This window comes from Variovorax sp. TLI9-5A (assembly GCF_056867935.1).
On record NZ_CP200310.1, the window covers coordinates 2,933,580 to 2,960,056 of the forward strand.

At 67.2% G+C, this 26,477-nt stretch carries 24 protein-coding genes; 11 read left to right on the plus strand and 13 right to left on the minus strand.

The annotated features are described in order from the left end of the window. Positions 1 to 6: 6 nt before the first annotated feature. Positions 7 to 1,062: a hypothetical protein gene (locus tag AC1VNX_RS13945; protein WP_483157220.1), complete on the plus strand. Its 1,056-nt coding sequence runs from the start codon at positions 7 to 9 to the stop codon at positions 1,060 to 1,062. 95 nt (positions 1,063 to 1,157) lie between these two features. On the opposite strand, the gene AC1VNX_RS13950 is transcribed toward AC1VNX_RS13945, so the two are convergent. Further along, positions 1,158 to 2,855 (minus strand): electron transfer flavoprotein-ubiquinone oxidoreductase, encoded by a 1,698-nt coding sequence (locus tag AC1VNX_RS13950; protein WP_483157221.1) that lies wholly within the window; start codon positions 2,853 to 2,855, stop codon positions 1,158 to 1,160. A 164-nt stretch (positions 2,856 to 3,019) separates the two neighbouring features. On the opposite strand from AC1VNX_RS13950, the gene AC1VNX_RS13955 reads away from it, so the two are divergent. From AC1VNX_RS13955 to AC1VNX_RS13970, 4 genes are all read left to right on the plus strand, one after another. Then, positions 3,020 to 3,802 carry an SDR family oxidoreductase gene (locus AC1VNX_RS13955; RefSeq protein ID WP_483157222.1) on the plus strand — a complete coding sequence of 261 codons (783 nt, stop codon included), beginning with the start codon at positions 3,020 to 3,022 and terminating at the stop codon, positions 3,800 to 3,802. Positions 3,803 to 3,879: 77 nt separating this feature from the next. Next, positions 3,880 to 4,713, plus strand: coding sequence for a DMT family transporter (locus tag AC1VNX_RS13960; RefSeq protein WP_483157223.1), 834 nt, complete (start codon positions 3,880 to 3,882; stop codon positions 4,711 to 4,713). Then, positions 4,710 to 5,135 carry an acyl-CoA thioesterase gene (locus AC1VNX_RS13965; RefSeq protein ID WP_483157224.1) on the plus strand — a complete coding sequence of 142 codons (426 nt, stop codon included), beginning with the start codon at positions 4,710 to 4,712 and terminating at the stop codon, positions 5,133 to 5,135. Before AC1VNX_RS13960 ends, AC1VNX_RS13965 begins: the two co-directional genes overlap by 4 nt. Next, entirely contained in the window at positions 5,132 to 5,836 is a 705-nt protein-coding gene (locus AC1VNX_RS13970) for a M949_RS01915 family surface polysaccharide biosynthesis protein (protein ID WP_483157225.1), read from the plus strand. Before AC1VNX_RS13965 ends, AC1VNX_RS13970 begins: the two co-directional genes overlap by 4 nt. A gap of 19 nt (positions 5,837 to 5,855) precedes the next feature. Here the strand turns inward: AC1VNX_RS13970 and AC1VNX_RS13975 are convergent, their stop codons facing one another. Beyond that, positions 5,856 to 7,211, minus strand: a complete 1,356-nt coding sequence (locus tag AC1VNX_RS13975) for a sensor histidine kinase (protein ID WP_483157226.1) — start codon at positions 7,209 to 7,211, stop codon at positions 5,856 to 5,858. 58 nt (positions 7,212 to 7,269) lie between these two features. Then, the gene (locus tag AC1VNX_RS13980; RefSeq protein WP_483157227.1) at positions 7,270 to 7,944 is read right to left on the minus strand and encodes a response regulator transcription factor; all 675 of its coding nucleotides are present in this window, start codon (positions 7,942 to 7,944) and stop codon (positions 7,270 to 7,272) included. A 141-nt stretch (positions 7,945 to 8,085) separates the two neighbouring features. Between AC1VNX_RS13980 and AC1VNX_RS13985 the strand changes: the two genes are divergently transcribed. From AC1VNX_RS13985 to AC1VNX_RS13995, 3 genes are read left to right on the plus strand one after another with little or no spacing between them, the layout of a single operon-like run. Continuing rightward, positions 8,086 to 8,790, plus strand: coding sequence for a phosphatase PAP2 family protein (locus AC1VNX_RS13985; RefSeq protein WP_483157228.1), 705 nt, complete (start codon positions 8,086 to 8,088; stop codon positions 8,788 to 8,790). Beyond that, on the plus strand, positions 8,777 to 9,373 hold the full coding sequence (locus AC1VNX_RS13990; protein WP_483157229.1) for a phosphatase PAP2 family protein: 597 nt from the start codon (positions 8,777 to 8,779) through the stop codon (positions 9,371 to 9,373). Before AC1VNX_RS13985 ends, AC1VNX_RS13990 begins: the two co-directional genes overlap by 14 nt. A 46-nt stretch (positions 9,374 to 9,419) precedes the next feature. Next, positions 9,420 to 11,171, plus strand: a complete 1,752-nt coding sequence (locus AC1VNX_RS13995) for a phosphoethanolamine transferase (RefSeq protein WP_483157230.1) — start codon at positions 9,420 to 9,422, stop codon at positions 11,169 to 11,171. Positions 11,172 to 11,195: 24 nt separating this feature from the next. Here AC1VNX_RS13995 and AC1VNX_RS14000 read toward each other — a convergent pair whose 3' ends face one another. The 5 genes from AC1VNX_RS14000 to eat form a co-directional block, all read right to left on the minus strand. Beyond that, complete coding sequence (locus tag AC1VNX_RS14000; RefSeq protein WP_301510947.1) at positions 11,196 to 11,777, minus strand: peroxidase-related enzyme; 582 nt, start codon at positions 11,775 to 11,777, stop codon at positions 11,196 to 11,198. Positions 11,778 to 11,863: 86 nt separating this feature from the next. Beyond that, positions 11,864 to 13,138, minus strand: a complete 1,275-nt coding sequence (locus tag AC1VNX_RS14005) for an HAD family hydrolase (RefSeq protein ID WP_483157231.1) — start codon at positions 13,136 to 13,138, stop codon at positions 11,864 to 11,866. A gap of 122 nt (positions 13,139 to 13,260) precedes the next feature. Then, positions 13,261 to 14,049: an ethanolamine ammonia-lyase subunit EutC gene (gene eutC, locus AC1VNX_RS14010; protein WP_483157232.1), complete on the minus strand. Its 789-nt coding sequence runs from the start codon at positions 14,047 to 14,049 to the stop codon at positions 13,261 to 13,263. Continuing rightward, on the minus strand, positions 14,046 to 15,440 hold the full coding sequence (locus AC1VNX_RS14015) for an ethanolamine ammonia-lyase subunit EutB (protein ID WP_483157233.1): 1,395 nt from the start codon (positions 15,438 to 15,440) through the stop codon (positions 14,046 to 14,048). The genes eutC and AC1VNX_RS14015 overlap by 4 nt, the downstream gene beginning before the upstream one ends. 25 nt (positions 15,441 to 15,465) lie before the next feature. Beyond that, the gene (gene eat / locus AC1VNX_RS14020) at positions 15,466 to 16,890 is read right to left on the minus strand and encodes an ethanolamine permease (RefSeq protein WP_483157234.1); all 1,425 of its coding nucleotides are present in this window, start codon (positions 16,888 to 16,890) and stop codon (positions 15,466 to 15,468) included. A gap of 173 nt (positions 16,891 to 17,063) precedes the next feature. Here eat and AC1VNX_RS14025 point away from each other — a divergent pair, with 173 nt between their 5' ends. Continuing rightward, a complete protein-coding gene (locus AC1VNX_RS14025; RefSeq protein ID WP_432726014.1) occupies positions 17,064 to 17,432 on the plus strand; it encodes an FKBP-type peptidyl-prolyl cis-trans isomerase in 369 nt (122 codons plus the stop codon). 27 nt (positions 17,433 to 17,459) lie between these two features. Here AC1VNX_RS14025 and AC1VNX_RS14030 read toward each other — a convergent pair whose 3' ends face one another. From AC1VNX_RS14030 to AC1VNX_RS14040, 3 genes are all read right to left on the minus strand, one after another. Next, on the minus strand, positions 17,460 to 19,058 hold the full coding sequence (locus AC1VNX_RS14030; RefSeq protein WP_483157235.1) for an OpgD/OpgG family glucan biosynthesis protein: 1,599 nt from the start codon (positions 19,056 to 19,058) through the stop codon (positions 17,460 to 17,462). Between the two features lie 191 nt (positions 19,059 to 19,249). Beyond that, a complete protein-coding gene (locus AC1VNX_RS14035; protein ID WP_483157236.1) occupies positions 19,250 to 20,092 on the minus strand; it encodes a class I SAM-dependent methyltransferase in 843 nt (280 codons plus the stop codon). Positions 20,093 to 20,217: 125 nt separating this feature from the next. Beyond that, entirely contained in the window at positions 20,218 to 22,098 is a 1,881-nt protein-coding gene (locus AC1VNX_RS14040) for a sigma-54-dependent Fis family transcriptional regulator (RefSeq protein ID WP_483157237.1), read from the minus strand. 214 nt (positions 22,099 to 22,312) lie between these two features. Here AC1VNX_RS14040 and adh point away from each other — a divergent pair, with 214 nt between their 5' ends. After that, positions 22,313 to 23,833, plus strand: coding sequence for an aldehyde dehydrogenase (gene adh / locus AC1VNX_RS14045; RefSeq protein WP_483157238.1), 1,521 nt, complete (start codon positions 22,313 to 22,315; stop codon positions 23,831 to 23,833). Further along, positions 23,833 to 24,216: a DUF779 domain-containing protein gene (locus AC1VNX_RS14050; protein ID WP_483157239.1), complete on the plus strand. Its 384-nt coding sequence runs from the start codon at positions 23,833 to 23,835 to the stop codon at positions 24,214 to 24,216. Before adh ends, AC1VNX_RS14050 begins: the two co-directional genes overlap by 1 nt. Positions 24,217 to 24,245: 29 nt before the next feature. Here the strand turns inward: AC1VNX_RS14050 and AC1VNX_RS14055 are convergent, their stop codons facing one another. Together AC1VNX_RS14055 and AC1VNX_RS14060 are read right to left on the minus strand one after the other, a co-directional pair. Then, on the minus strand, positions 24,246 to 25,457 hold the full coding sequence (locus AC1VNX_RS14055) for a hypothetical protein (RefSeq protein ID WP_483157240.1): 1,212 nt from the start codon (positions 25,455 to 25,457) through the stop codon (positions 24,246 to 24,248). Positions 25,458 to 25,459: 2 nt separating this feature from the next. After that, positions 25,460 to 26,380 (minus strand): LysR family transcriptional regulator, encoded by a 921-nt coding sequence (locus AC1VNX_RS14060; protein WP_483157241.1) that lies wholly within the window; start codon positions 26,378 to 26,380, stop codon positions 25,460 to 25,462. Positions 26,381 to 26,477: the final 97 nt, after the last annotated feature.

The window sequence follows — 26,477 nt, forward strand, 5'->3', positions numbered from 1 at the left end:
ATGACGATGAAGCTCCCACCCGATTTCCTGGAAACGCTGCGGCAGCCGGTGCTCGGCGAAGCCGACCTCGACACACAGTCCTCGTTCTTCTCGCGCAAGGAGGTGGTGGATTTCTACATCTCGGCGACGAAGAGCCCGGACAAGAACGACGTGCTGCGACTGGCCGCCGACCAGCTGCCTGTTCTGCATCCCCACCGGGCCGCTCTGCTCGCACTGTTCTGCGGCGCGCTCGTGGAGGACGGGGCCGATCCGCATCTGCTCTTCGGCGCGGCGCTGGAGCTCATGGCCGGCCTGCTCGCCTCGCTCGAGCCCTTCTGCGCGACGCAGCCGATGGAGGACGACGATGACGCGGATTCCGACGAGCTTGCCGAATGGCAGGCCGCCAATGCCGCGCTCGGCGCGCTGTCGGCGCAGGAGCGTTTCGAGGTCGAGGCGCGGCAGGCCGCGGCTGCGCTGCTGGTGCTTCCGCTGATGACCATGCTCATGCGCGACGTGCGCAACCACCGCGCCCTGCTGGCCGACGGCGAACTGGTGGCGCGCATCGATGCGATGGCCGTCAACGATTCGCTGCCCATCGACGGGCTGCACTTCCTGCAGGGTGCCGCCGAGCTGACCTACGAAGACGAGCTGGTGGTGCTCCTTCCGGCCTCCGGCACCGGCATGCTGGTGAAGGCCCACGCCATCAACAACAACTTCCACGCGTTCTCGCTGCTGCAGAAGCTGATGCGCAAGCACGCCAAGGTACTCGGCATCCAGCCGCCCGAGGGCGAGGCGGGCGCGAACGCAAGCCGCGACACCGACTGCGCCGAATACCTGTGGCTGCAGGCCGACGCCTTCAGGAACGGAGAGCTGGTCGATCCCATGGCATGGTCCTGGGGCGAGGGGTCGCTGCGCGAGAACGCCCGCAGGCAGGACCGGCTGGTGCTCGTTGCGCTGGACACGCAGGACAAGCCCAGCCGCAGCTGGAATGGGTTCAACCGCGTGCTCCATTCGGAGCAGAAGTCGCGTGTGTCGCTCGTGCGCTTGCTCGCGCCCGAGGAGGTCGCTGCGTACCTCGCCTGAGGCAGGGGGGCCTTTCGGCCACGCCAAAGAAAAGGCCCTCCGAAGAGGGCCTGGAACGGGAACAAGCGTGAAAAATCGGGAAAGGGCCGGAGGCCTTACATCCCCACGTAGTTCGGCCCGCCACCGCCTTCCGGCGTGACCCACACGATGTTCTGTGTCGGGTCCTTGATGTCGCAGGTCTTGCAGTGCACGCAGTTCTGCGCGTTGATCTGCAGGCGCTGCTTGCCGTCGTCGGTGCCGACGAACTCGTACACGCCGGCCGGGCAATAGCGGCTTTCGGGGCCGGCGAACTTGGCGAGGTTGACGTTCACGGGCACCGTGGCGTCTTTCAGCGTCAGGTGGGCCGGCTGCTGCTCTTCATGGTTGGTGTTGCTGATGAACACGCTGGAGAGGCGGTCGAAGGTGAGCTTGCCGTCGGGCTTCGGGTAGACGATGGGCTTGCACTCCGCCGCGGGCTTCAGGTACTGGTGGTCGGGCTTGTTGCGGCGCAGCGTCCATGGGATGTGGCCCTTGAGCAGCCATTGCTCGACGCCGTTCATGAAGGTCGCGATGCCCAGGCCCTTCTTGAACCAGGCCTTGAAGTTGCGGGCCTTGTTCAGTTCGGCGTGCAGCCAGCTCTTCTCGAAGGCTGCCGGGTAGGCCGTGAGCTCGTCGTGCTGGCGGCCGGCCACGACCGCGTCGAAGGCTGCTTCGGCACACAGCATGCCGGTCTTGATGGCGGCGTGGCTGCCCTTGATGCGGCTCACGTTGAGGTAGCCGGCCTCGCAGCCGACCAGCGCGCCGCCCGGGAACACGGTCTTGGGCAGCGACATCAGGCCGCCGGCCGTGATGGCGCGCGCGCCGTAGCCGATGCGCTTGGCCGGCTTGATGCCCTTGGCCTCGTCGCCTTCCAGGTACCAGCGGATGTTGGGGTGCAGCTTCCAGCGCTGCATTTCCTCGAAGGGGCTCAGGTAGGGGTTGCTGTAGTCCAGTCCGGTGATGAAGCCCATCGTGACCTTGTTGTCCTCCATGTGATAGAGGAAGGCGCCGCCATAGGTGTCGCTCTTCATCGGCCAGCCGGCGGTGTGCAGCACGAAGCCGGGCTGGTGGCGCTTGGGGTCGATTTCCCAGACTTCCTTCACGCCCAGGCCGTAGGTCTGCGGGTCCTTGCCGGCGTCGAGCTTGTATTTGGCGATGAGCTGGCGGCCCAGGTGGCCGCGTGCGCCTTCGGCGAACACGGTGTACTTGCCCAGCAGCTCCATGCCGAGCTGGAAGTTCTCGGTGGGCTCGCCATCCTTGCCGACGCCCATGTTGCCGGTGGCCACGCCGCGCACCGAGCCGTCTTCGTTGTAGAGCACTTCGGCAGCAGGGAAGCCCGGGAAGATCTCCACGCCCAGGTTCTCGGCCTGCTGCGCCAGCCACTTGGTGAAGGCGCCCAGGCTGATGATGTAGTTGCCGTGGTTCTGGAAGCAGGCCGGCAAGAAGAGGTTGGGGGTGCGCAGGCCGGACTTCTCGCCCAGGAACACCATCGCGTCGTCGGTGACCGGCTGGTTCAGCGGGGCGCCGAGTTCCTTCCAGTCGGGCAGCAGCTCGTTGAGCGCGCGCGGGTCCATGATGGCGCCCGAGAGGATGTGCGCGCCGGGCTCCGAGCCCTTCTCGAGCACAACGACCGAAATCTCCTTCTCGTGCTGCGCGGCGAGCTGCTTGAGCCGGATCGCGGTCGACAGGCCGGCCGGGCCGCCGCCGACCACGACCACGTCGTATTCCATGGCTTCGCGAGGGCCGAACTGAGCGAGGATTTCGTCGTGGGTCATCTGGGTTGGATCGATAATGATTTTTCGAGACGCGGGGGCTTCCCGGGATTGCGGGGCATTTTATGCGGCGTCCAGGCAGGCCCCCTGTCGCGTCCAGGCATGCTCCCTACCGCTCGCGGGCGGGCTTTCCCGCGTCACCTGCGCGACTCCACAGGACCCAGTTCATGGCTTACAGCATCGATCTCTCCGGCCGCGTGGCCTTCGTCACCGGCGCCTCCAGCGGACTCGGTGCCCAGTTCGCGAAAACGCTGGCGCGTGCCGGCGCCGCCGTTGTGCTCGCCAGCCGCCGCGTCGAGAAGCTCAAGGAGCTGCGCGCGCGCATCGAAGGCGAGGGCGGCGATGCCCATGTGGTCGAGCTCGACGTGACCGACATCGGCAGCATCAAGGCGGCCGTGGCGCGAGCCGAGACCGAAGTGGGCCCCATCGACATCCTGGTCAACAACTCGGGCGTGAGCACCACGCAGCGCCTGCAGGACGTGACGCCCGACGACTACGACTACATCTTCGACACCAACGTGAAGGGCTGCTTCTTCGTGGCGCAGGAAGTCGGCAAGCGCATGCTGGCGCGCGCCAAGGGCACGGCGCCGGGCACCTACATCGGCGGGCGCATCATCAACATCGCGTCCGCCGCGGCGCTCAAGGTCATGCCGCAGATCGGCACCTACTGCATGAGCAAGGCGGCAGTGGTGCAGATGACCAAGGCCATGGCGCTCGAATGGGGCCGCTTCGGCATCAACGTGAACGCGCTGTGCCCGGGCTACATCACGACCGAGCTCAACGAGGAGCACTGGAGCACCGAGGGCGGCACCAAGCTGGTCAACATGCTGCCGCGCAAGCGCGTGGGCAAGCCCGAAGATCTCGACGGCCTGATCGTGCTGCTGGCCAGCGGCCAGAGCCACTTCGTGAACGGCGCCGTGATCGCGGCGGACGACGGGTTCGCGCTCTGAGCCCGCGGGCGTGGGTCGGCATCGCGGCCGGGCTCGCCGCGGGTGCGCTCTGGGGCCTGACCTTCGTGGCGCCGCGCATGGTGGGCCACTTCGGCATGGTCGACATCACTGCCGCGCGCTTCGCCATCTTCGGTGCAGTCTCGGCGCTGGCGGTGTTCGCGCGGCCGGCTGCAGTGCGCTGGCCCAACGGGCGGCAGGCATTGACGGCGCTGGGGCTCAGCGTGCTCGGCTTCAGCGGTTACTACCTGCTGCTGGCCTTCGGCATCCAGGCGGCGGGCACGGAGGTGCCGAGCCTCATCATCGGCACGATCCCCGTCTGGATGATGCTGCTGGGCCGCCCCGCGGGCCTGCGCGTGAGTGCGCTGCTGCCGGGGCTGCTGCTCACCGGCGCGGGCATCGCGCTGATGATCTACGGCGCATGGTCGGCACAGCACGGCGCGGGCGAGGCGACCGGCGCCCGCTTCGGCTGGGGCATCGCGCTGGCGCTGGCCGCCATGGCGAGCTGGACGGTGTACGGCCTGCTCAACGCCGCCTGGCTGCAGCGCCACACCGAACTGAACGCGACCGACTGGGCCAACTGGCTGGGCGTGGCGACCGGCCTCGGCGCTTTGCTGCTGTGGCTCATCGCGGGCAGCGACGTGGCCACGCTGAAGGCGCAGCCCGACGGCATGCTCTTCGTGTGGATCGCGCTGGCCAGTGGCTTCGGCTCGTCTTGGCTCGCGACCATTCTCTGGAACGTGGCCAGCCAGCGGCTGTCGGCCAGCCTCTGCGGGCAGCTGATCGTCAGCGAGACGCTGTTCGCGCTCCTCTATTCCTTCGTCTGGGACGGCCGCTGGCCGCAGGCCGCCGAATGGGCGGCGGCGGTGCTGTTCGTGCTGGGCATCCTCGCATCCATCAAGGCGCACCGATGAGAATCGAAATTCCCGAAAAGAAGAAGCTCGTGTACGAAACGTCCATTCCCATCCGCTGGGGTGACATGGACGCCATGGGCCACCTGAACAACGGCACCTACTTCCGCTACCTCGAAACCGCGCGCATCGACTGGATGCACTCCATCGGCTTCGAGCCGCAGCCCAACGGCGAGGGCATGGTGATCGTCAACGCCTTCTGCAACTTCTACCGGCAGATCGAATACCCGGGCAACGTGCTGCTCAAGATGTACGTGAGCGACCCGGGCCGCACCACCTTCGAGAGCTGGGCCACCATGGCCCGCGAGGAGGAGCCCGATGTGATCTGCGCGGCCGGCGGGGCGACCACGATCTGGGTCGACTTTCCCAGGCAGAAGGCGCTGACCTTGCCCGACTGGCTGCGTGTGCTGGTGAGCGGCGAATGAGAGGGGCGCCCCTGGCGATCGCCTTGCTCGTATCGCTCGCCACGGGCAGCCATGCCCAGACGCCAGCTGGCAAAAGCGGAAACGAGTGCGCGGCCGGCGCGCCGTACCTGAACGCCGAGGCACTGAGGAAGGCCGGATTCGAACTCCCGGTGTTCAGGCGCTACTGCTATTCGGACAAGGCGGGCAGCCACGTTCTGCTGCTCGGCGAGAAGCAGGACCTGCCATTCTCCGAGGAGAGGCTGTCTTCAACCATCCAGGCAGCGCTCTACAAGGTGGGCGCCGACGGCGGCAGCCTGACGCCCGAGTGGTCGATCCGCGACTTCGCCGGCAAGGAAGAGGCCGGCCTCAATTTCCGCTCGAAGCTCATCGAGCTCGCGGACATTGACGGCGACGGCCTGGTCGACCCCGTCCTCGTCTATCGCTTCTTCGAGCCCGACGGTGCCGATCGCATCGTCAACGACGACTTCGTCGGGCGCATCAAGATCGTCGCTTTCCATCAGGGCCGCAAGGCGACCATCCACGCCATCACCGGCAACCTGGACGGCGACCGCAAGACCACTGCCAACGCCAACTACTTCGCGCTTCCCAAGCCAGTGCAGCAGCACCTCGTGAAGAAGATGGCGGCGATGTATTCCGCAGGCCAGTTCGGATTCGACAACTCCTACGGCTTCGTGCCGAGGAAGGAAGGCGCCCGGCGCTGAGGTGCCATCAGCAGCCGGGTCAGGCCTGCTGAAGCACGATCCGCGCCTCGAAGCCCTGCGCCGCACCCGCCGGCGGCGAGGACAACTCCAGCTTCGCGCCATGCTTCTCGACGATGGTGCCCACGATCGAGATGCCCAGCCCGTAGCCTGCGCGGTCGAAGCTGTGGCGCACATGGCGCTCGCGCAGGGTGGCGAGCTGTTCGGGCGTAACGCCCTTGCCGGCGTCGCGCACAGCCAGCGTGGAGGGGCCCATCACTTCGATAACGACGCGGCCACTGCCTCCATAGCGCAGCGCGTTCTCGACCAGGTTGCGCAGCGCGATGGCGAGCGCATCCACGTCGCCGAGGGCCATTGGTACGTCGGCGTCCGGCACCTTGAGCGCCAGGCGTTCAATGTTCTGCGGGTCTTGCCAGAAGTCCTGCGCCACGGCGCCGGCGAGCTGAACCAGATCGACCCGCGTGCGCGCGAGCGAGGCGCCCGATTCCGCGCGCGAGAGCTGCAGCAGCTTTTCGGTGCGATGGCTCAGCGTGCGCAGCGCGTCGAGCGCGGCCTGCACGTCGTTGCGCTGCAGGTCGTGCTCCAGCGCGGTCTGCAGCCGCAGCCTTGCGGCGGCAAGCGGCGTGCGCAGCTCGTGCGCGGCATTGGCCGCCAGCGCGCGCTCCACGTCGAGCGAGTGCGACAGCCGCTCCAGCAGCCGGTTGACGTGATCGCCGACGGTGCGCAGCTCCTTCGGCAGGCCGGGCAGGGTGATCGGGCTCAGGTCCGCGCCGCTGCGCTTCTCGATCTCGCCGGCGAGGTTCTGAAGCACCTGCAGTTCGGTGCGCGCCACGTTGCGCAGCACCAGCGCGAGCAGCGGCAGTACCGCGCCGAGCGGAATGATCAGGCCGAAGAGGGTACGGTTGAGCGCGTGGCGGCGTTCGTCGAGCGGGTCGGCCACCTGGAAGAACAGGCCCAGCGTCGGATGGCGCACGGTGTAGATGCGCCAGGTCGGGTTGTTCGCGAAGCCGGCGGCCAGCGGCACGTCGAAGGTGTCGGCGGGTGTTTCAGCGGAGCGCAGCAGCACGTGCTCGTGCAGGTCGACGATCTGGTAGATCACCGCGTCTTCCGAGAAGAGCTGCTTGGGCGCGATCAGCGGTTCGCGCGGCTGTTCCTGGCCCGGGTGCTGCAGCTTCTCGAGCTCCTGCACCGCCATCGCGAACATGCGGTGCGAGACCTCGACGAGCTCGTTGTCGAAGTTGTGGTTGATTTCGCGGTCCACGTACCAGACCACGGCGAAGACGCACAGCAGCCACACGCCGCCGACCCACAGGATCAGCGTACGGGTCAGCCGACCGGCGAGCGAATCGCGGCCGGCCGCGAAGCTGGCCGAATTCAACGTGCAGCCTCCGCGCTTCGCACTGCGGCGCGAGCGCCTTCGGGCGGCCGGGCGGCGCTCATTCGTCCTCGTCCGTGGAGAACGACAGCCGGTAGCCAAGCCCGCGCAGCGTCTGGATGTGGCTGCGGCCGAGCTTGCGCCGCAGGCGGCTGATGAAGACTTCGAGCGTGTTGCTGTCGGCCTCGTCGCCGAAACCGTACAGCGCATCGGCGAGGTTCTCGCGCGTGTGGATGCGCTCGGGCCGGGTGGCCATCACGCGCAGCAGCGCCCATTCCTTCTGCGTGAGGGTGATCGGCGAGCCGCTCTTGCGCACCATGTCGTGGGCGAGGTCGATCTCCAGCGTGCCCAGCTGCAGCACTGGCGAACTGCTGGAACTGCGGCGGCGCTCGACCGCGCGCAGGCGCGCGAGCAGCTCGGCCGGGTCGTAGGGCTTGATGAGGTAGTCGTCGGCACCGGCATCCAGTCCGCGGATGCGGTCGGTCACCTGGTCGCGCGCGGTCAGCACGATGACGATGGGGCGTTCGGGCAGGGCGCGTATCTGGGGCAGCAGCGATAGGCCGTCTCCGTCGCCCAGGTGCAGGTCGAGCAGTACCGCCGCGTACTGCACCGAGAGAAGGGCGCCGCGTGCATCCGCCAGGCTCGGCGCCACGTCGACCACGAAGGCCTTGGCCAGAAGGTAGCTGCAGACGGCATCTGCCAGAGCACTGTCATCTTCGACCAGCAATATGCGCACGCATGTCTTTCCGAGAAAAATTGCAGTCTAGCGCCCCAGGGCTGAAGCAGGCTTTTCAGTCAGGTTCGGTTCATCTTGCTTCAGGCTCGGTTCATTCCGCAAACGTAGGCTCGCGGCTGTTTTTCAGTCCTGCCTTCGTCCATGACTCGTCCGCCTATTTTTCGTCTGGGGGTTTTCACCCTTGTCGCGCTGGCTGCGCTGATGGCATGGGACGCGACGGGTGGCGATCTGCTGCTGGCACGCATGGCGGGCTCCCACCTCGGGTTTCCCCTGCGCGAGAACCCTTTCATGGTCCACGTCATGCATGAGGGCGCGCGCAACCTCAGCTGGGCGCTGGTGATCCTGCTGTTCGCCGCGATCCGCTGGCCCTTCGGCGTGCTGCGCCGCCTCGATACCGGCTCCCGCGTGCAACTGGCCCTGACCGTGCTCGGCTCGGTGATCGCGGTCAGCATCATCAAGCACGCGAGCCACACCAGCTGCCCCTGGGACCTGCAGGAGTTCGGCGGCGTGGCGCGCTATGTGTCGCACTGGTCGTGGGGCGTGGGCGACGGCGGCCCCGGCGGCTGCTTCCCGGCCGGCCATGCCTCGGCGGCCTTCGCCTACGTGGGCGGGTATTTCGTGCTGCGGCGGGTATCGTCCCGGGCGGCGGCGATCTGGCTCTGGACGGCCGTGGCGGCTGGCCTCGTGCTGGGCGTGGCCCAGCAGCTGCGCGGCGCGCACTACATGAGCCACACCCTCTGGACCGCCTGGGTCTGCTGGACGGTGGGCTTCGCCATCGACGTGGCGGTCACGCGCTTCGGTTCGCGCGCACTGAGGACGGCGGTGCCCGCACATGCAGGGCCTTGATTTCGCCCTCTTCAGGCTGATCAACGCGAGCGCCACGGTGCCGCCGTGGAGCCTGCGCTTCGCCGAGTTCTGCTCCGACCTGCTGCCGGCCCTGCTGACGCTGACCATCGGCGTGTGCGCGCTCTTCAGCCGGCGCTGGTGCTATGCGCTGTTCACCGTGCTCCTGAGCGTACTGGCGGCATGGATCGTCGTGAGCGTGATCCGCACGCTGGCGCCGATTCCCCGGCCGGCCTTCTACGGCCTGGGCATCCAGTGGGTGCCGCAAGGTGTGCAGCCCGGCTTCCCGAGCATGCACGCGGCCGGCACCTTCGCCGCGGCCTTCGCGCTGTGGTGCCTGCCGTCGCGCGCGCCCATGCTGGCGGCGCTGGTCGTGGCGGCCCTGGTGGCGTGGAGCCGGGTGTACCTGGGGCTGCATTTCCCGTCCGACATCGTGGCGGCGACCATGCTGGGCGCACTGGTGGCTATCGTGGTGGAGCGCGGCGTCAGCCGGCCGCTGGGCCAGGCTGCATCGGGTGCTCTGGTGGCGCGGCGGCGCTCGGCGAGGTTGCGGCTGCGCAGGGCGACGAGTCTGAACACGGACTGAAGGGGCAATTCAGCCTCGCTTCAGGCGGACTCGTTACATTCGCCCGATGTCTGTTTCGCGAATTTCGCCTGCGCCCTTGCAGCAGGCGGGTACTCCTGAGTCAAAAACACCACAGTTGCCACCGTCCGGCGCCCCGTGGGCACGATTCGACCTCTGGTTGCAGCGGCCGCGCTCGGCCGCCATGGTCGTCCTCTGGCTCAGCCTTTACCTTGTACTGACTACCAACTGGCCGCTGTGGAACGAGTTGGCCCGAATCGGCGGCGCGCCCAGCAGTTACATGTCGACCGTCGTGTCGATGAGCCTGCTCACGCTGTGTGGCTCGGCGGCCATCCTGTCGTTCACGGCCTGGTCGCGCTGGATGAAGCCGCTGTGGCTTTTGGTAGTAATCCTGGCCGCGGTGGTGCAGCACTACATGCTCGAGTACCGCGTGGTCATGGACCCCACCATGATCGCCAACGCACTACAGACCGACCCGAACGAGGCGCGCGATCTGCTGAGCTGGCGCATGGCCTTCAACGTGGCGGTTGTTGTCCTGCCCGCGGCCTGGTTGATCTGGCGCGTGCGCGTCGCGCCGATGCGTTTTCTGCCGAAGCTCGGGCGCAACGTGGGGCTGCTGCTGCTGTCCGTCGCCGTGGCCGTGGGCACCGCAGTGGCCATGAACCGCGAACTGGCGCCGCTGATGCGCAACAACGTGCACCTGCGCTACATGATGAATCCGATCGCGTCCCTCTATTCGACGGGTTCGCTTTTCATCAAGCCGCTCTTCAAGCGCAGCGGGAAGCTGGTTTCCATCACAGCCGGAACGGCGCTGGGCGCAAGCTACGCCGCGCAGACCAAGCCGCCGCTCTTCGTGGTGGTGGTTGGCGAAACGGCCCGGGCCGACCACTTCGCCCTCAATGGCTACGCGCGCGACACCACGCCCGAGCTGGCCAAGCGCGGCGTGCTGAGCTATCGCGAGGTGCGCTCCTGCGGCACCAACACGCTGGCCTCGGTGCCGTGCATGTTCTCGCCGCTGGGCAAGGAAGGCTACGAGTCGCGCAAGGACGATTACGAAACCCTGGTCGACGTGCTGCAGGCCGCCGGCCTCGCCGTGTTCTGGCTCGACAACCAGGCCGGCTGCAAGGGCGTGTGCGAGCGCGTCCCGAACGCCTCGGCCTTCGCCGGGCTCGACGCCGCCACCAGGAAGGCGCTGTGCGACGGCGACGAATGCCTGGACGACGTGATGCTCAAGGGCCTGGACGAGCGCATCGCGGCGCTGCCGGCCGAGCGCCGCGCCAAGGGTGTGGTGCTGGTGATGCACCAGATGGGCAGCCACGGCCCGGCCTACTACAAGCGCTCGGCGCCCGACGTGAAGCGCTTCCTGCCCGAGTGCAAGACCAATGCGCTCGCCGACTGCGGCCATGCCGAGCTGATGAACGTGTACGACAACTCGATCGTGCAGACCGACCGCTTCCTCGGCCAGACCATCGACTGGCTCAAGGCGCAGTCGAAGCAGTACGACCCGGCGATGCTCTACATCAGCGACCACGGCGAATCGCTGGGCGAGTTCGGCCTGTTCCTGCATGGCGTGCCGTACAGCTTCGCACCCGACGCGCAGAAGCACGTGCCCATGGTCACCTGGTTCAGCGAAGGCATGACCGAGCGACGCAAGCTCTCGCGTTCATGCATGGAAGCGGGTCTCGACGCGCCGCTCACCCACGACAACCTGTACCACACGGTGCTGGGCGTGATGGACGTGACCACGCCGACCTACAAGCCGGCGCTGGACGCGCTGGCCTCCTGCCGTGCGAAGGGCTGAGGCAGCGATCCTGCTTCCTGCTTCTTACTTCTTCTCGCGGGGCACACGCCCCATGAGGAAGAACTCGTTGTTCGGCTGCATGCCGCTGAAGCTGGCCAGGCGGTTGCTCAGGCCGAAGAAGGCGGTGATGGCCGCGATGTCCCAGATGTCCTCGTCGTCGAAGCCGTGGGCGTGCAGCGGCGGGAAGTCGCTGTCGTCGATCTCGTGCGAGCGTTCGCAGACCTTCATCGCAAAGTCGAGCATCGCGCGCTGGCGCGGCGTGATGTCGGCCTTGCGATAGTTCACCGCCACCTGGTCGGCCACCAGCGGCTTCTTCTCGTAGATGCGCAGCAGCGCGCCGTGCGCCACCACGCAGTACAGGCACTTGTTGGCCGCGCTGGTGGTGGTGACGATCATCTCGCGGTCGCCCTTGGTGAGCGAGCCTTCCTCCTTGAGCATGAGCGCGTCGTGGTACGCGAAGAAGGCGCGCCATTCGGCGGGGCGGCGCGCGAGACCGAGGAACACGTTCGGCACGAAGCCGGCCTTTTCCTGCACCGCGAGGATCGCGGTGCGGATGTCCTCGGGCAGGTCTTTGAGTTCGGCGAGGGGGTAGCGCTCTGTGGCCATGTTGTCTCCGTTGCGGGTTGCCTTGATGGGGCCATCATAGGCAAGCTGCGCCGGAGACCGCGCAACCGCTCCCGCTCTCTCCCGTTCTATTGCTTGAGTGCCTTGCCTTGGGTGGCGCCCAGCGGGGTATGCAGTTGCGAACTCACCCACGAGCCGGTGTTGTCGTCGCGGCCCTGCAGCAGGTAGCGCGTGTCGGCCTTGCCGTAGTTCTGCACCGCCATGGCGGAGAACTTGCCGATGTCGGTCTTCGGGTCACGCAGGCGGTTGACGATCAGCACCTTCTTCGTGTCGGCGAAGTCGGCCATCATGTTCTGGTCGCCTTCGCTGTCGCCGGCCACGAAGCTCGGACCGTAGCCGTACTTGCTGACCAGGAAGCGCCGGATGTTCTTCGTCTTGCCCGGGCCCTGCGTCTGGTCGTAGCCGCGGCGGAATTCGGGCTGGATCACGCCGCTGGCGTCGCGCTCCAGCTCCATCGCCAGCACGCGCTCGGGCGGGTTGTTGTAGCCGAAGGCAGGGTTCGACGAGATCTCCTTGATGACGTCGACGAAGGAGGCCGAGCACACCCACACGTCGAAGCCCGCGTTGCGGAAGGCGGCGTACAGCTGCTGCATCTCCGGCTGCAGCCGCAGGCCGTTCTTCCAGCTCACCGAGACCACGCCCGCGCGGCCCGGCAGCGCGGCGGGCGAAGTCCACTTGACCTTGGCCACGGGCTCCTTGAGCTGCCATGCCACCGTGTCGGCCGTGAGCTTGCGCACCTGCGCCTCGGTCATGCCGGCGAAGAGGTAGGTGACCCACGGGTAGGCCGTGTCGTGGTCGAAGGTATCGCCGATGGCTTCGTAGAGGTAGCGCACCTTGGTGGTGAACGCACCGTAATGAGGGCTCAGCGCCACCACGGCGAGCGACTGGTCGCCCTTCAGGCCCTTGTAGTTCTGGTAGAGCCACGTATAGCTCGCGACGATGTCTGGCACCACCGCGTCGATGTTCACGGCCTGGCCGGCGGCGTTGTTGTATGCGGGCAGGAAGTTCTTCTTCGGGATGTTCTTTCGCAGAGCCGTTTCGAGCTGTGCGGGCGTGGCACCGAAGACCAGGTTCTCGAGCTGGTAGATGAGCGCGGCCTCCTCGATGTCGAGGAAGACGCTGGTGTTGTCCCAGTCGAACACCACGTACGGCGGCTTAGCCGCGTCGTAGCCCGGGCTTGCCTTGCCGAGGCCGGCGATCAGGCCCTCGATCTGCGCGCGGTTGAAGGCGTCCCAGTTGCCGGGCGCGATGGCGTTGCCCTTGCCGGCGGACGGCAGGCTGGCGCAACCCGTCGAAACGAGTGCTGCGGCCAGCGGCGTGAGAAGGAGGAGGCGACGTTGCATTGCTTTTTTTCCTTTTTGAGTAAGTGAATGCGGTGATGAATGAGGTGAACGAAAAAGAGGATGACGAGCGTACGAATCGCCCGTGACAGTTCTGGCCGCGCTGGCCGCGCTGGCCGCGCTGTTCAGCGTGGGAGCGGAGGCGCCCGGCGCTCTTCGTCGAGCATCGCGAGATCGCTCTCGTCCTTGAGACCCACGCCCGTCAGCCCCTTGCGCAGGGACTCCCGCATGAGCCATGCCAGCTTGAACGCGGCCGCCTCGCTCGACAGGCCCTCGGGCCGCACGTTCGAGATGCAGTTGCGCTCGGCGTCGTGCCGGCCACGCTTGGGCGTGTGGGTCAGGTAGATGCCCAGGCTGTCGGGCGAGCTGAGGCCCGGCCGCTCGCCGATCAGCATCACCGACAGCGCCGCGCCGAACAGTTCGCCCACCTCGTCGGCCAGCGCCACGCGCGCCTGCGTGGCGACCACCACCGGCGCGAAACGGGTGTCGGCCGGCAGGTGCGGGCGCAGCGCGGCCAGCAGAGGCACCGCGTGGCGGGCGACCGCGAGCGAGGAGAGCCCGTCGCCGATCACGACGCAGACGTCGCAGCCGTAGCGCCGCTCGGCGAGCAGGCGCGTGGCGTCGTCCTCGTTGAGCTGGCGGCCGAGATCGGGGCGGCGCAGGTATTCGGTGCGGTCCGCCGCGCGGCTGCGTGCGCGGGCCACCTCCCAGCGCTGCGCGGTGAGGGCGGCCGCGAGCGCGTCGACGTCGAGCGCGGCATGGATCGCGTCGCGCGCCATCGCGTGCGCCCAGCCGAAGCGCAGCGTTTCGTCCGTCGGCATGCCCGAGCCGGCGCGGCCCAGCGCCAGCCGCGCGGGCGTGGCCGAGCGCCATTGCGACCACGGGTTGGGAGTGACTGGCGATTCGTCGCTCATGGCGCCAGCGCGGAGAGCGCGCTCATGTCGGCCAGCAGCCGGTTGACGGAAGGCGGCGCCAATTTGCCCGCCGTGTTGGTGATCTGCATGCGCTGCAGCCATGCCTCGAACTCCGGCGCGCGCTTCAGGCCCAGCGTGTCGCGCAGGAACAGGGCGTCGTGGAAGGAGGTGCTCTGGTAGTTGAGCATCACGTCGTCCGCGCCCGGAATGCCCATGATGAAGTTGATGCCCGCCGTGCCCAGCAGCACGAGCAGGGTGTCCATGTCGTCCTGGTCGGCCTCGGCGTGGTTGGTGTAGCAGACGTCGCAGCCGATGGGCAGGCCCAGCAGCTTGCCGCAGAAGTGGTCTTCCAGACCCGCCCGGATGATCTGCTTGCCGTCGTACAGGTACTCCGGCCCGATGAAGCCCACCACCGTGTTGATGAGAAGCGGCCTGTAGCGCCGCGCCAGCGCGTAGGCGCGCGCCTCGCAGGTCTGCTGGTCGACGCCGAAGTTGGCGTTGGCCGACAGCGCGCTGCCCTGGCCGGTTTCGAAGTACATGACGTTGTCGCCCACGGTGCCGCGCTTGAGCGACTGCGCGGCGGCGTGGGCCTCGTCGAGCAGCTCGGGCGTCACGCCGAAGGAGAGGTTCGCCTTCTCGGTGCCCGCGATCGACTGGAACACCAGGTCCACCGGCGCGCCGGCTTCGGCCAGCTTGAGCGTGTTGGTCACGTGCGTGAGCACGCAGCTCTGCGTGGGAATCTCGAAGCGCTGGATCACCTCGTCGAGCATGTGCAGCAGGCGGCCCAGCACGGGCATGCTGTCGGAGGCCGGGTTGAGGCCGATCACCGCGTCGCCCGCGCCGTAGAGCAGGCCGTCGAGCGTGGAGGCGGCCACGCCGCGCAGGTCGTCGGTCGGGTGGTTGGGCTGCAGGCGCACCGAGAGATGGCCGGGCAGGCCGATGGTGTCGCGAAAGCGCGTGACCACGCTGCACTTCTTCGCGACCGACACCAGGTCCTGGTTGCGCATGAGCTTGGACACCGCCGCGACCATCTCCGGCGTGAGGCCGGGTGCCAGCGCCGTGAGCGTGGCGGTGGTGGCCGCGTCCGACAGCAGCCAGTTGCGGAAGTCGCCCACCGTGAGATGCGACACCGGCGCGAAGGCCTGCGCATCGTGGCTGTCGATGATGAGGCGCGTGATGTTGTCGCTCTCGTACGGAATCAGCGCTTCGGTGAGGAACTGTTTGAGCGGCGTGTCGGCCAGCACATGCCGCGCGGCCATGCGCTGCTGCGCGGTGGCCGCGCCGATGCCCGCGAGGTAATCGCCCGAACGCGCCGGGCTGGCGAAGGCCATGACCTGCCGCAGGTCTTCGAAGGTGAAGACCTGGCCGGCGATGGTGGTGCGGTAGAGCATCTTGGTCAGCGTGCTTTCTCGGCCTTCAGGCGCTGGTCGCCGAGGAAGACAGCATCTCGTCGGGCGCGGCGGCATCGCGCTGCCCCGAGGTCAGCAGGAAGTAGCCGTAGGCGGCAGCCATCAGCACGATGAACAGCAGCGTCAGCATGCCGTTGAACCACACCATCGCGCCCAGGCACACCACGCCGAGCCCGAGCGCGATGGCCGGGAACACCGGGTAGAAGGGGGCGCGGTAGGTGCGCAGCAGGTCGGGCTCGCTGCGGCGCAGCTTGAACAGCGCGGCCATCGAGATCAGGTACATCACGATGGCGCCCAGCACGGCCATGGTCACGATGTTGGCGGTGAGCGTCTGGCCGCCGAACTGCACCCACTCGTCGCTGAAGATGGCGATGACGCCGATCACGCCGCCGGCCAGCAGCGCGCGGTGCGGCGTGTCGAAGCGCGGGCTCAGTCCCGCGAAGTAGCGCGGCAGGTAGCCCGCGCGCGCCAGCGCGAAGATCTGCCGCGAGTAGCCCATGATGATCCCGTGGAAGGATGCGATCAGCCCGAAGAGGCCGATCCACACCAGCATGTGCAGCCAGCCGCTGTTGTCGCCCACCACGGCCTTCATGGCCTGCGGCAGCGGGTCGTTGATGTTGGCGAGCTTGCGCCAGTCGCCCACGCCGCCCGCGAAGATCATCACGCCGAAGGCCAGCACCACCAGCGTGACGATGCCCGTGGTGTAGGCGATGGGAATGGTGCGGTGCGGATCGCGCGCCTCCTCGGCCGCCATGGCTGCGCCTTCGATGGCGAGGAAGAACCAGATCGCGAACGGGATCGACGCGAAGATGCCCGCGATGGCCGCGCCGTTCAGTACGCTGCCGCCGGCCCAGCCATTGGCCACGAAGTTGGCCATGGTCCAGCCCGGCGTGACCACGCCCATGAACACCAGCAACTCGACGATGGCCAGCACCGTCACGAAGAGTTCGAAGGCCGCCGCGATGCCCACGCCGATCCAGTTGAGCCCGATGAAGATCACGTACGCGCCGAGCGCGAACCACTTCGGATTGACGCCCGGGAACTGCACGTTGAGGTACGCGCCGATGGCCAGCGCGATGGCCGGCGGCGCGAAGACGAATTCGATCAGCGTTGCGAAGCCCGCGACGAAGCCGCCGTTGGGGCCGAAGGCGCGCCGCGCGTAGGCAAAAGGACCGCCTGCGTGCGGGATGGCCGTCGAGAGCTCGGTGAAGCTGAAGATGAAGGTGGTGTACATGGTCGCCACCAGCACCGTGGCGACCAGGAAGCCGAGCGTGCCGGCCGTGTTCCAGCCGTAGCTCCAACCAAAGTACTCACCCGAGATGACGAGGCCCACCGCGATGCCCCAGAGCTGAACGGGGCCGAGCACTTTCTTCAGATGCCCCGTGCCCGTGTGGGCCGGCGTTGCGCCAGTGCTGGCTTCGGTGGAGTTCATTCGACTTCCTCTCTTCGTGAATGTTGACAGTGCACATTCGCCAAAGCAAGGGCTGTTCCAGCAGGGCCTCCTTGGAACGAGCGACTCGGCCGCTGGCCATAATCGGGGCCTCTCAACCTTCGAGGTGTTCTGTGAAGTCTCTTTTCTGTGCCGCTCTCGTGTCCGTCCTTGCAATGCCCGCCGCGTTCGCGCAGTCCGCGCCCGTGACCACGTCCAGCGGCCTGATCTACCAGTCGATCAAGGAAGGCACCGGCGCATCGCCCGCGGCCACCGACGTGGTCAAGGTGCACTACCGCGGCACCTTCCCCGACAGCGGCAAGGAATTCGACAGCTCCTACAAGCGCGGCGAGCCCACCGAGTTTCCGCTCAACGGCGTGATCCCGTGCTGGACCGAAGGCGTGCAGAAGATGAAGCCGGGCGGCAAGGCCAAGCTGACCTGCCCGCCGTCGATTGCTTATGGCTCGCGCGGCGCCGGCGGCGTGATCCCGCCGAACGCCACGCTCAACTTCGAAGTCGAGCTGATCTCCGTCACGAAGCGCTGAGGCTTCGGCCAGGAGGTCTGAAAGAACTCACCCTGGCTGGTACTGGTACAGCCAGGTCTCGGTGAGCGTCTGCTCGCCGTTCTTCAGGTACATGCGCATGTCGATCGGCTCGTTGCCCTCGGGCGTGAAGTCGAACTGCGCGCGCCAGTGGCCCGGCACGCCGTTGGGCACGGCTTCGGCGAAGACGTACGAGAACTTGCCGCGCGCGGCCGTCAGCACCACTTCCGGCTTCACGCCGAAGGGCACGGTGGTCAGCGGCTGGCCGATGAACTCCACCATGAACTTGCGCACGCCCTGCGGCCGCGGCTGCCCCGGCTGGCCGCCGCGGCCGATGCGGGTGGCCACGCAGCGCGCCAGCGGCGACGGGAAGGGCTCCTGGTCGGTCCAGTGCAGCCGGTACTGCAGGCTGTAGCTGGCGCCGGCCTTCGCGTCGGCCTTGGGCACCCAGAAGGCGACGATGTTGTCGTGGATCTCGTCGTCTGTCGGGATCTCGATGAGCTGCACCGAGCCCTCGCCCCAGTCGCCCAGCGGCTCGATCCACAGGCTCGGGCGCTTCTCGTAGTTCACTCCGTCCTGGTAGTGGTCGAAGGCGCGGTCGCGCTGCAGCAGGCCGAAGCCGCGCGGCCTGGTGTCGGCGAAGGCCGATGCGCGTGTCTGGGAGGGGTTGTTGAGCGGGCGCCAGATGCGCTCGCCAGCGCCGTTCCAGATCGCGAGGCCGTCGGAGTCGTGCACCTCGGGGCGCCAGTCGATGGCGGTGGGCTTGATGGTCTCCGAGTACCAGTACATCGAGGTGAGCGGCACCAGGCCCAGGCGGGCCACGTCGCGGCGCATGAAGATGCGCGCGTCGATGTCCATGATGACGGCCTTGGTGCGCTGCATCACGAACTTGAACACGCCCGTCACGCTCGGCCCTTCGAGCAGCGCGTAGACCGTCATCGAAGTCGTGTTGCTGGCGGCCGGTGTCTCGAAATAGAAGCGCGTGAAGTTCGGGAATTCCTCGGGCTTGTCGGGCACCGCCACGTCGAGCGCGATGCCGCGCGCCGACAGGCCGTACTGGTAGAGCTCGCCGATGGCGCGGAAGTACGAGGCGCCCAGGAAAGCGACCCAGTCGTTCTTCTGCCAGTCGAGCTTGCCCTGGTCGCCCAGGCGGCTTTCCTGCAGGCGGAAGCCCGCGAAGCCCGCGCCCGGCGGCAGCGAGCGCGCGGGGCTGTCGGGCGGCATCGAGAAGTACGAAGGGCTGTAGAGCACCTCGCGCGCGAAGGCATCGCCGTCGGTGTTCTCCAGCACGTTCATGCGCACCGGCGTCTGGAAGAAGCGACCGAGGTGGAAGAAGGTGACGGGGAATGCGCCCGGCCCGTCGCGGAAGAGGGCGTTGGCCGGATCGAACTTGATCTTGCCGTGCGCGTCGTAGTCGATGCGGTCGAGCACCTCGGGCGCCAGCGCCTTGGGGGCCGCATAAGGCCTGGCGGCCAGGGTCTTCGCCTGCGCGACCAGTGCGTCGAAGGAGAAGGGCGTGGGCTGGCTCAGTTGCAGGCCGTTGGCGGCCAGGGCCTCTTCGGGCAGTCCGAGGGCGGCGAGTGCGGCAGCGGCACTGCCGGCGGCAAGGAAGGATCGGCGATCAAGCATGTGGTTCTTGAGGGTTGCGAATCTCTTGGGGAAGAAAGGGAGAGGAAAAAAGAAGGTCAACTGCGGAAACGATATGGCATTTTCCGCGACCGTAAACACCCTCGAAGCATGGCCTTTTCCCGGCTCGCCCGGCGTCAGCCGATCCGCGCAGCCTGCGCCGGACAAAACCGGCAATTCGCAAAATTGTGCGTTTATGTATCCGCGCCGTCCGTCGCCTGCAGCGCGTAGAGCGCATAGAGCGGCACGCCGAGAAACAGCATGACCATCGGCGCGAACAGCGTGTAGGGCAGGCCGAAGCCTTCGAGTACCCGGTAGGTGCCTTCGAGGCTCAGGCGCGGATGGGGTTGCGTGAGCTCGCCCGTGCGGCGGATGCCCCATTTGAATTCCGCGCCGGTCACGCGCACCGACGGATGCTGCCTGCCGCGCCCCACCGCCAGCCAGCACATCGCGTCGAAGGCCAGCATCGAGCCCGCTGGAGCGCGCTCGCCGAAGGTGGCGAGCACCGCCTGCACTTGCGCAGGCTCCAGGTACATCAGCACGCCCTCGGTGAAAAGGAACACCGGTTGCGCGTTGCGCTTGTGTGGCAGGCCCAGCTGGTCCCACCAGTCGGGGGCGGTGAGGTCGAGCTCGCGCAGGTCATGGCGATCGGTAGGCTCTGGAAGCAGTGCTCGGCGCAGTTCGAGCACCTCGGGCAGGTCGGCGTCGGTCATGCGCGACTTGCCGTCGTCCAGCCACTGGAAGTAGTGGCTCAGGCCGCAGCCCATGTTCACCACCCGCGCCCCGGGGTGCTGCTTGAGGAAGTCCTGCGCCAGGCTGCGGAAGCGCCGGGTGCGCGAGAGGATGCCGTAGATGGTGGCCCGGTCTTCCGGCAGCGGGTCGCCCTCGTCGCGGATCTGTTCGAGGATGCCCGCGGCGTATGCATCGCGCACGGCCACCTGCGGGAACATCGCGTCGCCCGAGGCGCGCGCGGCCAGGGGAATCCGCAGGGTGGAAGGAACGGCGGAGAGGCGACGGACGGATTTGCGGGTGGTCATGAATGCTGGAGCAGCGCTTGGCGCAAAGTCTGGCCGCTGCGGCACACCGGGGCAAGTCAGTCTTTGGTTGCGGTCGGCGGCGCCCGCCGGGGCATCGACGCCGGCCCGAGCGGGCATCTTCGGCGTCAGTCGCCGGCAGGCTTGCCGCGCTGGCGCGCCAGATGCCGGTAGATCGTGCTGCGATGGATGCCCAGCCTGCGCGCGGCCTTCGCCACGTCGTGGTCGCAGGCCTTCAGCGCCTCGTCGAGGGCGTGGCGCGTCATGGCCTGCAGGGGCGCTGCCTGCGGCACGGCCGGCGCCGGAGCGTGCTCGGCAGGCGGCACATGATTGCCCAGCAGATGCGGCGGGAGCATGGCTGCCGTCACCGCATCGCCCGTATCGGCCAGCGCCACGATGGAGCGCAGCGTGCTGCGCAGTTCGCGCACATTGCCCGGCCAGCGGTATGCGGCCAAGGCCTCCAGCGCATCGGCCTCCAGCTGCAGATGCTTCGCCGCGCCGCCCGCTTCGAGGAACAGCCGCGAGATCAGCGCATGTCTGTCGTCGCGCTGCCTCAGCGCTGGCAGCGTGACGGTGAACCCGGCCACCCGGTACATCAGGTCGGCGCGGAAGCGGCCGGCTTCCACCAGCGATGGCAGATGACCGTGGGTGGCGCAGACCAGGTCGAAATCCACCGGCACGCCTTGACCACCGCCCAGCGGGGTTACTACGCGCTCTTCGAGCACGCGCAGCAGGCGTGTCTGCAGGGCCAGCGGTATTTCCGCGATCTCGTCGAGGAACAACACGCCGCCATGGGCCTCCCGGATGCGGCCCGCCATGCCCTTGCGCTTCGCGCCGGTGAAGGCGCCCTGCTCGTAGCCGAAGAGTTCGGATTCGATCAGCGTCTCGGGCAGCGAGGCGCAATCGACCGCGACGAAGGGGCCCGCGCTACGCCGGCTGGCGGCATGCAGCCGGCGCGAGAACACCTCCTTGCCGCTGCCGGTCTCGCCATTGACCAGCACGGAGACGCCTTCGTTCAGCACCCGCACTGCCTTGTGCAGCAGCGGTTGTACGTCGTCGGACTCGGTCGAGCCTTGGGTTTGCATGCTGCGCCGCTGGGTAGGGCGTGCGGTGCCCGGCGTGTTCGAACGCTCCATCACCGTCGCGATCTGACGCCCGCCCGGCAGCGTGAGCAGGCCGCGCCGGTGCTCCATGCGCGGCCAGTTCGTGCCGAGGAAGTCCTCGGCGTCGAGGTCGAGCAGGTCCTTCCAGGAGCGGCCGAAGAGTTCTAGCGCGACGCGGTTGGCCGCGACGATGCGGCCGCCCTCGATCACCATCAGCCCTTCGCGCGCGGTGCCGATCAGCGCCGGCCTTGCATGGAAGCGCAGCACATGGCCGCCGGCCTCGGCCAGCATCATGCGGTGCTCGACCTGCTGCGCCGCCATGCGCACCAGCCCAAGCGCGTGGGTGTTCACGCGCACCGTCTCGCCGGAGATGTCGAGCGCGCCGGCAAGTTCGCCGCGCCCGGTGAAGATCGGCGCGGCCGCGCAGCCCAGTCCGCCGTTCTGCGCCAGGTAGTGCTCGCCGCCCAGCACCATCAGCGCCTCGCGCTCGGCCAGCGCGGTGCCGATGGCGTTGGTGCCTCGGTTGTGCTCCGACCATTCCACGCCGGGCTGCAGCGCGATGCGCTGGGCCTTGGGCAGGAAATCGGCGCTGCCGATCTCCTCGAGGATCAGCCCGCTGGCGTCCGACAGGATCACCACGCAGCCGTTGCCTACCGCATGCTCGGCCAGGCCGTCGAGCTCGGGCTGCGCGCAGTTCAGCAGGTGCATGGCCTGCTCGCGCCGCTCGCTCAGCAGAGCCAGCGCCATCGGCTCGGGGTCGACGGCATGGTGGTCGACCGGGCGGCTGCGCTGCCAGGAGCGCGAGATGTGCGGCGCAATCCAGGGCGCGGGGTCGCGGCCTTGCCCGAAGAAGAGCTCCCGGGCCTGTGCCACTGCGATCGCTGGCAACTGCGCTTGTGCACTCATGCGTGTCTCCGATGGTGTTTTCGCCTTGTGCGACATCGTAGTCGCCATATTCGCCGGAACATGTCGCAGATTGCGAATGAAAACCCGCTGCCGCGCGCGTCTGCACGGTGGAAGTACTCAGGGATTGTCCCGATCCGGCCGGGTACGCGGCTTGCGCTCCAGCGTACGGCCGCCGCATGTCGCGGCGCCATCACCTGCACATGGAGACAACGTCATGGACATGCTCGAACCGGGCAAATTCGGTACCGCGGTGCCGTTCAAGAAGCGCTACGGCAATTACATCGGCGGCGAATGGGTCGCGCCGGTGGACAACCAGTATTTCGAGAACATCACGCCCGTCACCGGCAAGGTCTTCTGCGAGGTGCCGCGCTCCACCGCGGCCGACGTCGACCGCGCGCTGGACGCCGCCCACAAGGCCAAGACGGCCTGGGGCCGTACTTCGACCACCGAGCGTGCCAACATCCTGAACAGGATCGCCGACCGCATGCAGGAAAACCTGGCCGTGCTGGCGGCGGCGGAAACCTGGGACAACGGCAAGCCGATCCGCGAGACCACGGCGGCCGACCTGCCGCTGGCCATCGACCACTTCCGCTACTTCGCCTCGTGCATCCGCTCGCAGGAGGGCGGTATCAGCGAGATCGACCATGAAACCTTCGCGTACCACTTCCACGAGCCCATCGGCGTGGTGGGGCAGATCATTCCGTGGAACTTCCCGATCCTGATGGCCGTGTGGAAGCTGGCGCCCGCGCTGGCGGCCGGCAATTGCGTGGTGATCAAGCCGGCCGAGCAGACGCCGGTGTCGATCCTGGTGCTGATGGAGCTCATCGGCGACCTGCTGCCGCCGGGCGTGCTGAACGTGGTCAACGGCTTCGGCGTGGAGGCGGGCAAGCCGCTGGCGTCGAGCAACCGCATCGGCAAGATCGCCTTCACCGGCGAGACCACCACCGGCCGGCTGATCTCGCAGTACGCGAGCCAGAACCTGATTCCGGTCACGCTGGAGCTGGGCGGCAAGTCGCCCAACATCTTCTTCGCCGACGTGATGGACAAGGACGACGCCTTCTTCGACAAGGCGCTCGAAGGCTTCGCGATGTTCGCTCTGAACCAGGGCGAGGTCTGCACCTGCCCGTCGCGCGCGCTGATCCAGGAGTCGATCTACGACCGCTTCATGGAGCGTGCGCTCAAGCGCGTGGCGGCCATCAAGCAAGGCAGCCCGCTGGACATGGCCACGATGATCGGCGCGCAGGCCTCCAGCGAGCAGCTGGAGAAGATCCTGTCGTACCTCGACATCGGCAGGCAGGAAGGCGCGAAGGTGCTGATCGGCGGCGAACGCAACACGCTCGAAGGCGACCTGGCCAGCGGCTACTACGTGAAGCCGACCGTCTTCAGGGGCAACAACAAGATGCGCATCTTCCAGGAGGAGATCTTCGGCCCGGTGGTCTCGGTCACCACCTTCAAGGACGAGGAAGAGGCGCTGGCCATTGCCAACGACACCCTCTACGGCCTGGGCGCCGGCGTCTGGAGCCGCGACATGAACCGCGCCTTCCGCATGGGCCGCGGCATCCAGGCTGGCCGCGTGTGGACCAACTGCTACCACCAGTACCCGGCGCACGCGGCCTTCGGCGGCTACAAGCAGTCGGGCATCGGCCGCGAGAACCACAAGATGATGCTCGACCACTACCAGCAGACCAAGAACCTGCTGGTGAGCTACAGCGAGAACAAGCTGGGCTTCTTCTGATGGGCACCCCCGGCGAAGTCCTGCGCGTCACCGCGACCGATGCCGCGCTCGCGCTGATCGACAGGCTCGCCGCCAGGCACGGCCCGCTGATGTTCCATCAGTCGGGCGGCTGCTGCGACGGCAGCGCGCCCATGTGCTACGCCCAGGGCGAGTTCATCGTGGGCGACTACGACCGGCTGCTGGGACACATCGGCGGCATGCCGTTCTACATCAGCGGGCCGCAGTTCGAGTACTGGCAGCACACGCAGCTCATCATCGACGTGGTGCCGGGGCGTGGCGGGATGTTCTCGCTGGAGGGGCCGGAGGGCGTGCGGTTTCTGACGCGCTCGCGGCTGTTCACGGACGAGGAGTGGGCGATGCTGGAGGCCGGGGAATCGCGGTAGGACAGGAAGGGCAGGGGACGGACTGAGCCTCAGGCGGGAAACTCTTCCTCTACTCGCTCCTCGTCACGCCAGCTTTGCGGATCGGGCGTCCACCGGGCGTCCGGTTCCCGTTCCATCAGGATGCAGGCATAGGCGCCGAGGTCCATGTCGTAGACCTCTCTCGCGGCTTCAGCGCCGCCGTCCTCCCGTTTCGCGCTCGATGCGAATCGGGTGAAGAGCTCCCAGTTCTGCCCCATCTGCTCCACAAGGATGCGCGCGAGTTCATAGGAGAGCTGGTTGCCTTCATCTGTCCTGAAGAAGGAAGCGCCGGACCAGAATTCCTGGATTCTTGCTTCGTCCCAGAACCTCAGATGGCTGCGTCGCAGCTGTTCGCGCCCTCCGAGCGGAATGACTCCCGCGCCCGCGAGCTTTCTTTCGGTGTTGACGGCCAGCCCTTCGTCCAGCCACCTCGGCAGCTTCAGGTGCGAGAGCGCGCTGTGTGTCATCTCGTGGGCGATGACTGGCTCGATGGCTGCCAGGTCGGCGCGCTTGACAAGAAAGTGAGGGCAGCCCGCGTCGATGAACATGCCGCCGCTGAAGGCGAATTCGCCGCTGTCGGGGTAGTAGCCGGAGACGTAGTTGTAGTAGGCATCGTCATCGTCCATGACGACCAGGATGCTCTTGCCGTGCTCGGGGAAATGCGCGAGGCCGGCCAGGACGCGCTGGATGCGCTTGCGAGTGGATTCCACATAACCGGCCGTTGCCGTCGCAACGACGTCTTCCAGCGACGACAGAACATAGGCGTTGTTCGACTCGTACAGGTGGAAGTGCGGGCCCAGGGCGTCTCTCAGGTGAAGAAGCCACGCGCGCCCTCCTTGTTCGAGGGCCGCGCGCTGCAGGTCCGCATCATCCATCGAGGTCGCCCACGCATTCAGCTTCTGCCAGTCGAGAAAGGGCAGGCTGTTGTATCGCCCCATGTGCTCCAGCAGCGCAAATGCCGGGCCCTCGCGCAGAGCGATGCTTTCCGGCGCCGGGTCGGCTGAGAAGCCGATGGGCTTGGCTCCAGGATTGGACGGCGCTTGAGCTTGTTTCGGGATACCGATCCTGGCGAGCCATGCGCCGATGAACGGAATCAGCCAGACCAGCCACAGAATCAGGCCCTTGCGCCACACTGGTTCCGTACTCGCAAGAACGCGCATCGTGGTGTGCGCATTGAGTACGAGCAGCAATGCCCCAACACCGCAAAGCAGGAACTCCGACATCGTCACGACCCCGCGTGTTTCAGAAGTTGTCCAACAAGAAGCCGCGCTGCCGGTGCGAGTTCCGCGTCCGCTTTCGTCGCCATGAGCAGCCGCCGCGTGGCCCACGCATCCTTGAGTCGCACGACTTTCAGGTCGAGCGCCTCCACCTGTGCCTTGCAGGCTGCCAGCGGCACGACGCCGATGCCGAGGTTGGCCGCGATCATGTGGCACATCGCGTCGAAACTGCGCACCTGCACGCGCAGGCGCATCGGGATGCCCGCCTGCTCGGCCGCGCGCGAGGTCAACTCCAGCAGCGAGCTGCTGCGATTCAGCCCCACGAATTCATGCGCGAGGCAGCTCTTGAAGTCTGTCTGCTTCACGCGGCTTCGCGCCAGCGGATGCTGCTTTGCGCACAACACCACGAGCTCGTCAGTCTGGAAGGTCTGCACGTCGAGACCGTAGGCGGGCGTGTTCTCCGCGAACACGCCGACGTCGGCAAGCCCGTCGACCAGCGCGCGCACGATGTCTCCACTGAGCTGCTCCTCGACTTCGACGCGGATGTCGGGATGCTGCCCGAGAAAAGTCGCGAGCGTCGTGGGCAGGAACTCCGTCAGCGCCGACATGTTGGCCCACAGCCGCACATGGCCACGTACGCCGCTCGAGTAGTCGCCGAGCTCGCTGCTGAACTGCTCGAAGCCCTGGAAGAGCCGCATCGCATGCTGCATCGCCACATGGCCGGCCGGCGTGAGGGCGATGCCCTGGGAGCTGCGCTCCAGCAGCTTCGATCCGGTCGCCGTCTCGAAGTCCGAAAGCCGCCGGCTAGCGGCAGACAGCGCAAGGTGGCAGGCTTCCGCGCCCTTGGTGATGCTGCCCGACTGGGCCACTGCGCAGAACAGACGCAGCGTCACGAAATCGACACGAGCGGGGTTGATCGGGTTGGCCATCGGCGGATTCTAGGTAGCGCGCCAGTGCCGAAAGTCATGGGGTAGGTGAAAGATATTTTTTGACATGTTATGTCGGTATGCCTATAGTGAATGCATC

What these genes read in the sequence shown, in the direction of transcription:
- AC1VNX_RS13960 (WP_483157223.1), top strand. Translation starts at nt 3,880, where the DNA reads ATGGTGGGCCACTTCGGCATGGTCGACATCACTGCCGCGCGCTTCGCC.
- AC1VNX_RS14055 (WP_483157240.1), bottom strand. Translation starts at nt 25,457, where the DNA reads ATGTCGGAGTTCCTGCTTTGCGGTGTTGGGGCATTGCTGCTCGTACTC.
- AC1VNX_RS14005 (WP_483157231.1), bottom strand. Translation starts at nt 13,138, where the DNA reads ATGCAACGTCGCCTCCTCCTTCTCACGCCGCTGGCCGCAGCACTCGTT.
- adh (WP_483157238.1), top strand. Translation starts at nt 22,313, where the DNA reads ATGGACATGCTCGAACCGGGCAAATTCGGTACCGCGGTGCCGTTCAAG.
- AC1VNX_RS13955 (WP_483157222.1), top strand. Translation starts at nt 3,020, where the DNA reads ATGGCTTACAGCATCGATCTCTCCGGCCGCGTGGCCTTCGTCACCGGC.
- AC1VNX_RS14030 (WP_483157235.1), bottom strand. Translation starts at nt 19,058, where the DNA reads ATGCTTGATCGCCGATCCTTCCTTGCCGCCGGCAGTGCCGCTGCCGCA.
- AC1VNX_RS13950 (WP_483157221.1), bottom strand. Translation starts at nt 2,855, where the DNA reads ATGACCCACGACGAAATCCTCGCTCAGTTCGGCCCTCGCGAAGCCATG.
- AC1VNX_RS13945 (WP_483157220.1), top strand. Translation starts at nt 7, where the DNA reads ATGAAGCTCCCACCCGATTTCCTGGAAACGCTGCGGCAGCCGGTGCTC.
- AC1VNX_RS14040 (WP_483157237.1), bottom strand. Translation starts at nt 22,098, where the DNA reads ATGAGTGCACAAGCGCAGTTGCCAGCGATCGCAGTGGCACAGGCCCGG.
- AC1VNX_RS13990 (WP_483157229.1), top strand. Translation starts at nt 8,777, where the DNA reads ATGCAGGGCCTTGATTTCGCCCTCTTCAGGCTGATCAACGCGAGCGCC.
- AC1VNX_RS14025 (WP_432726014.1), top strand. Translation starts at nt 17,064, where the DNA reads ATGCCCGCCGCGTTCGCGCAGTCCGCGCCCGTGACCACGTCCAGCGGC.
- AC1VNX_RS13985 (WP_483157228.1), top strand. Translation starts at nt 8,086, where the DNA reads ATGACTCGTCCGCCTATTTTTCGTCTGGGGGTTTTCACCCTTGTCGCG.
- AC1VNX_RS13995 (WP_483157230.1), top strand. Translation starts at nt 9,420, where the DNA reads ATGTCTGTTTCGCGAATTTCGCCTGCGCCCTTGCAGCAGGCGGGTACT.
- AC1VNX_RS14060 (WP_483157241.1), bottom strand. Translation starts at nt 26,380, where the DNA reads ATGGCCAACCCGATCAACCCCGCTCGTGTCGATTTCGTGACGCTGCGT.
- AC1VNX_RS14035 (WP_483157236.1), bottom strand. Translation starts at nt 20,092, where the DNA reads ATGACCACCCGCAAATCCGTCCGTCGCCTCTCCGCCGTTCCTTCCACC.
- AC1VNX_RS14015 (WP_483157233.1), bottom strand. Translation starts at nt 15,440, where the DNA reads ATGCTCTACCGCACCACCATCGCCGGCCAGGTCTTCACCTTCGAAGAC.
- eutC (WP_483157232.1), bottom strand. Translation starts at nt 14,049, where the DNA reads ATGAGCGACGAATCGCCAGTCACTCCCAACCCGTGGTCGCAATGGCGC.
- AC1VNX_RS13970 (WP_483157225.1), top strand. Translation starts at nt 5,132, where the DNA reads ATGAGAGGGGCGCCCCTGGCGATCGCCTTGCTCGTATCGCTCGCCACG.
- AC1VNX_RS14000 (WP_301510947.1), bottom strand. Translation starts at nt 11,777, where the DNA reads ATGGCCACAGAGCGCTACCCCCTCGCCGAACTCAAAGACCTGCCCGAG.
- eat (WP_483157234.1), bottom strand. Translation starts at nt 16,890, where the DNA reads ATGAACTCCACCGAAGCCAGCACTGGCGCAACGCCGGCCCACACGGGC.
- AC1VNX_RS13965 (WP_483157224.1), top strand. Translation starts at nt 4,710, where the DNA reads ATGAGAATCGAAATTCCCGAAAAGAAGAAGCTCGTGTACGAAACGTCC.
- AC1VNX_RS14050 (WP_483157239.1), top strand. Translation starts at nt 23,833, where the DNA reads ATGGGCACCCCCGGCGAAGTCCTGCGCGTCACCGCGACCGATGCCGCG.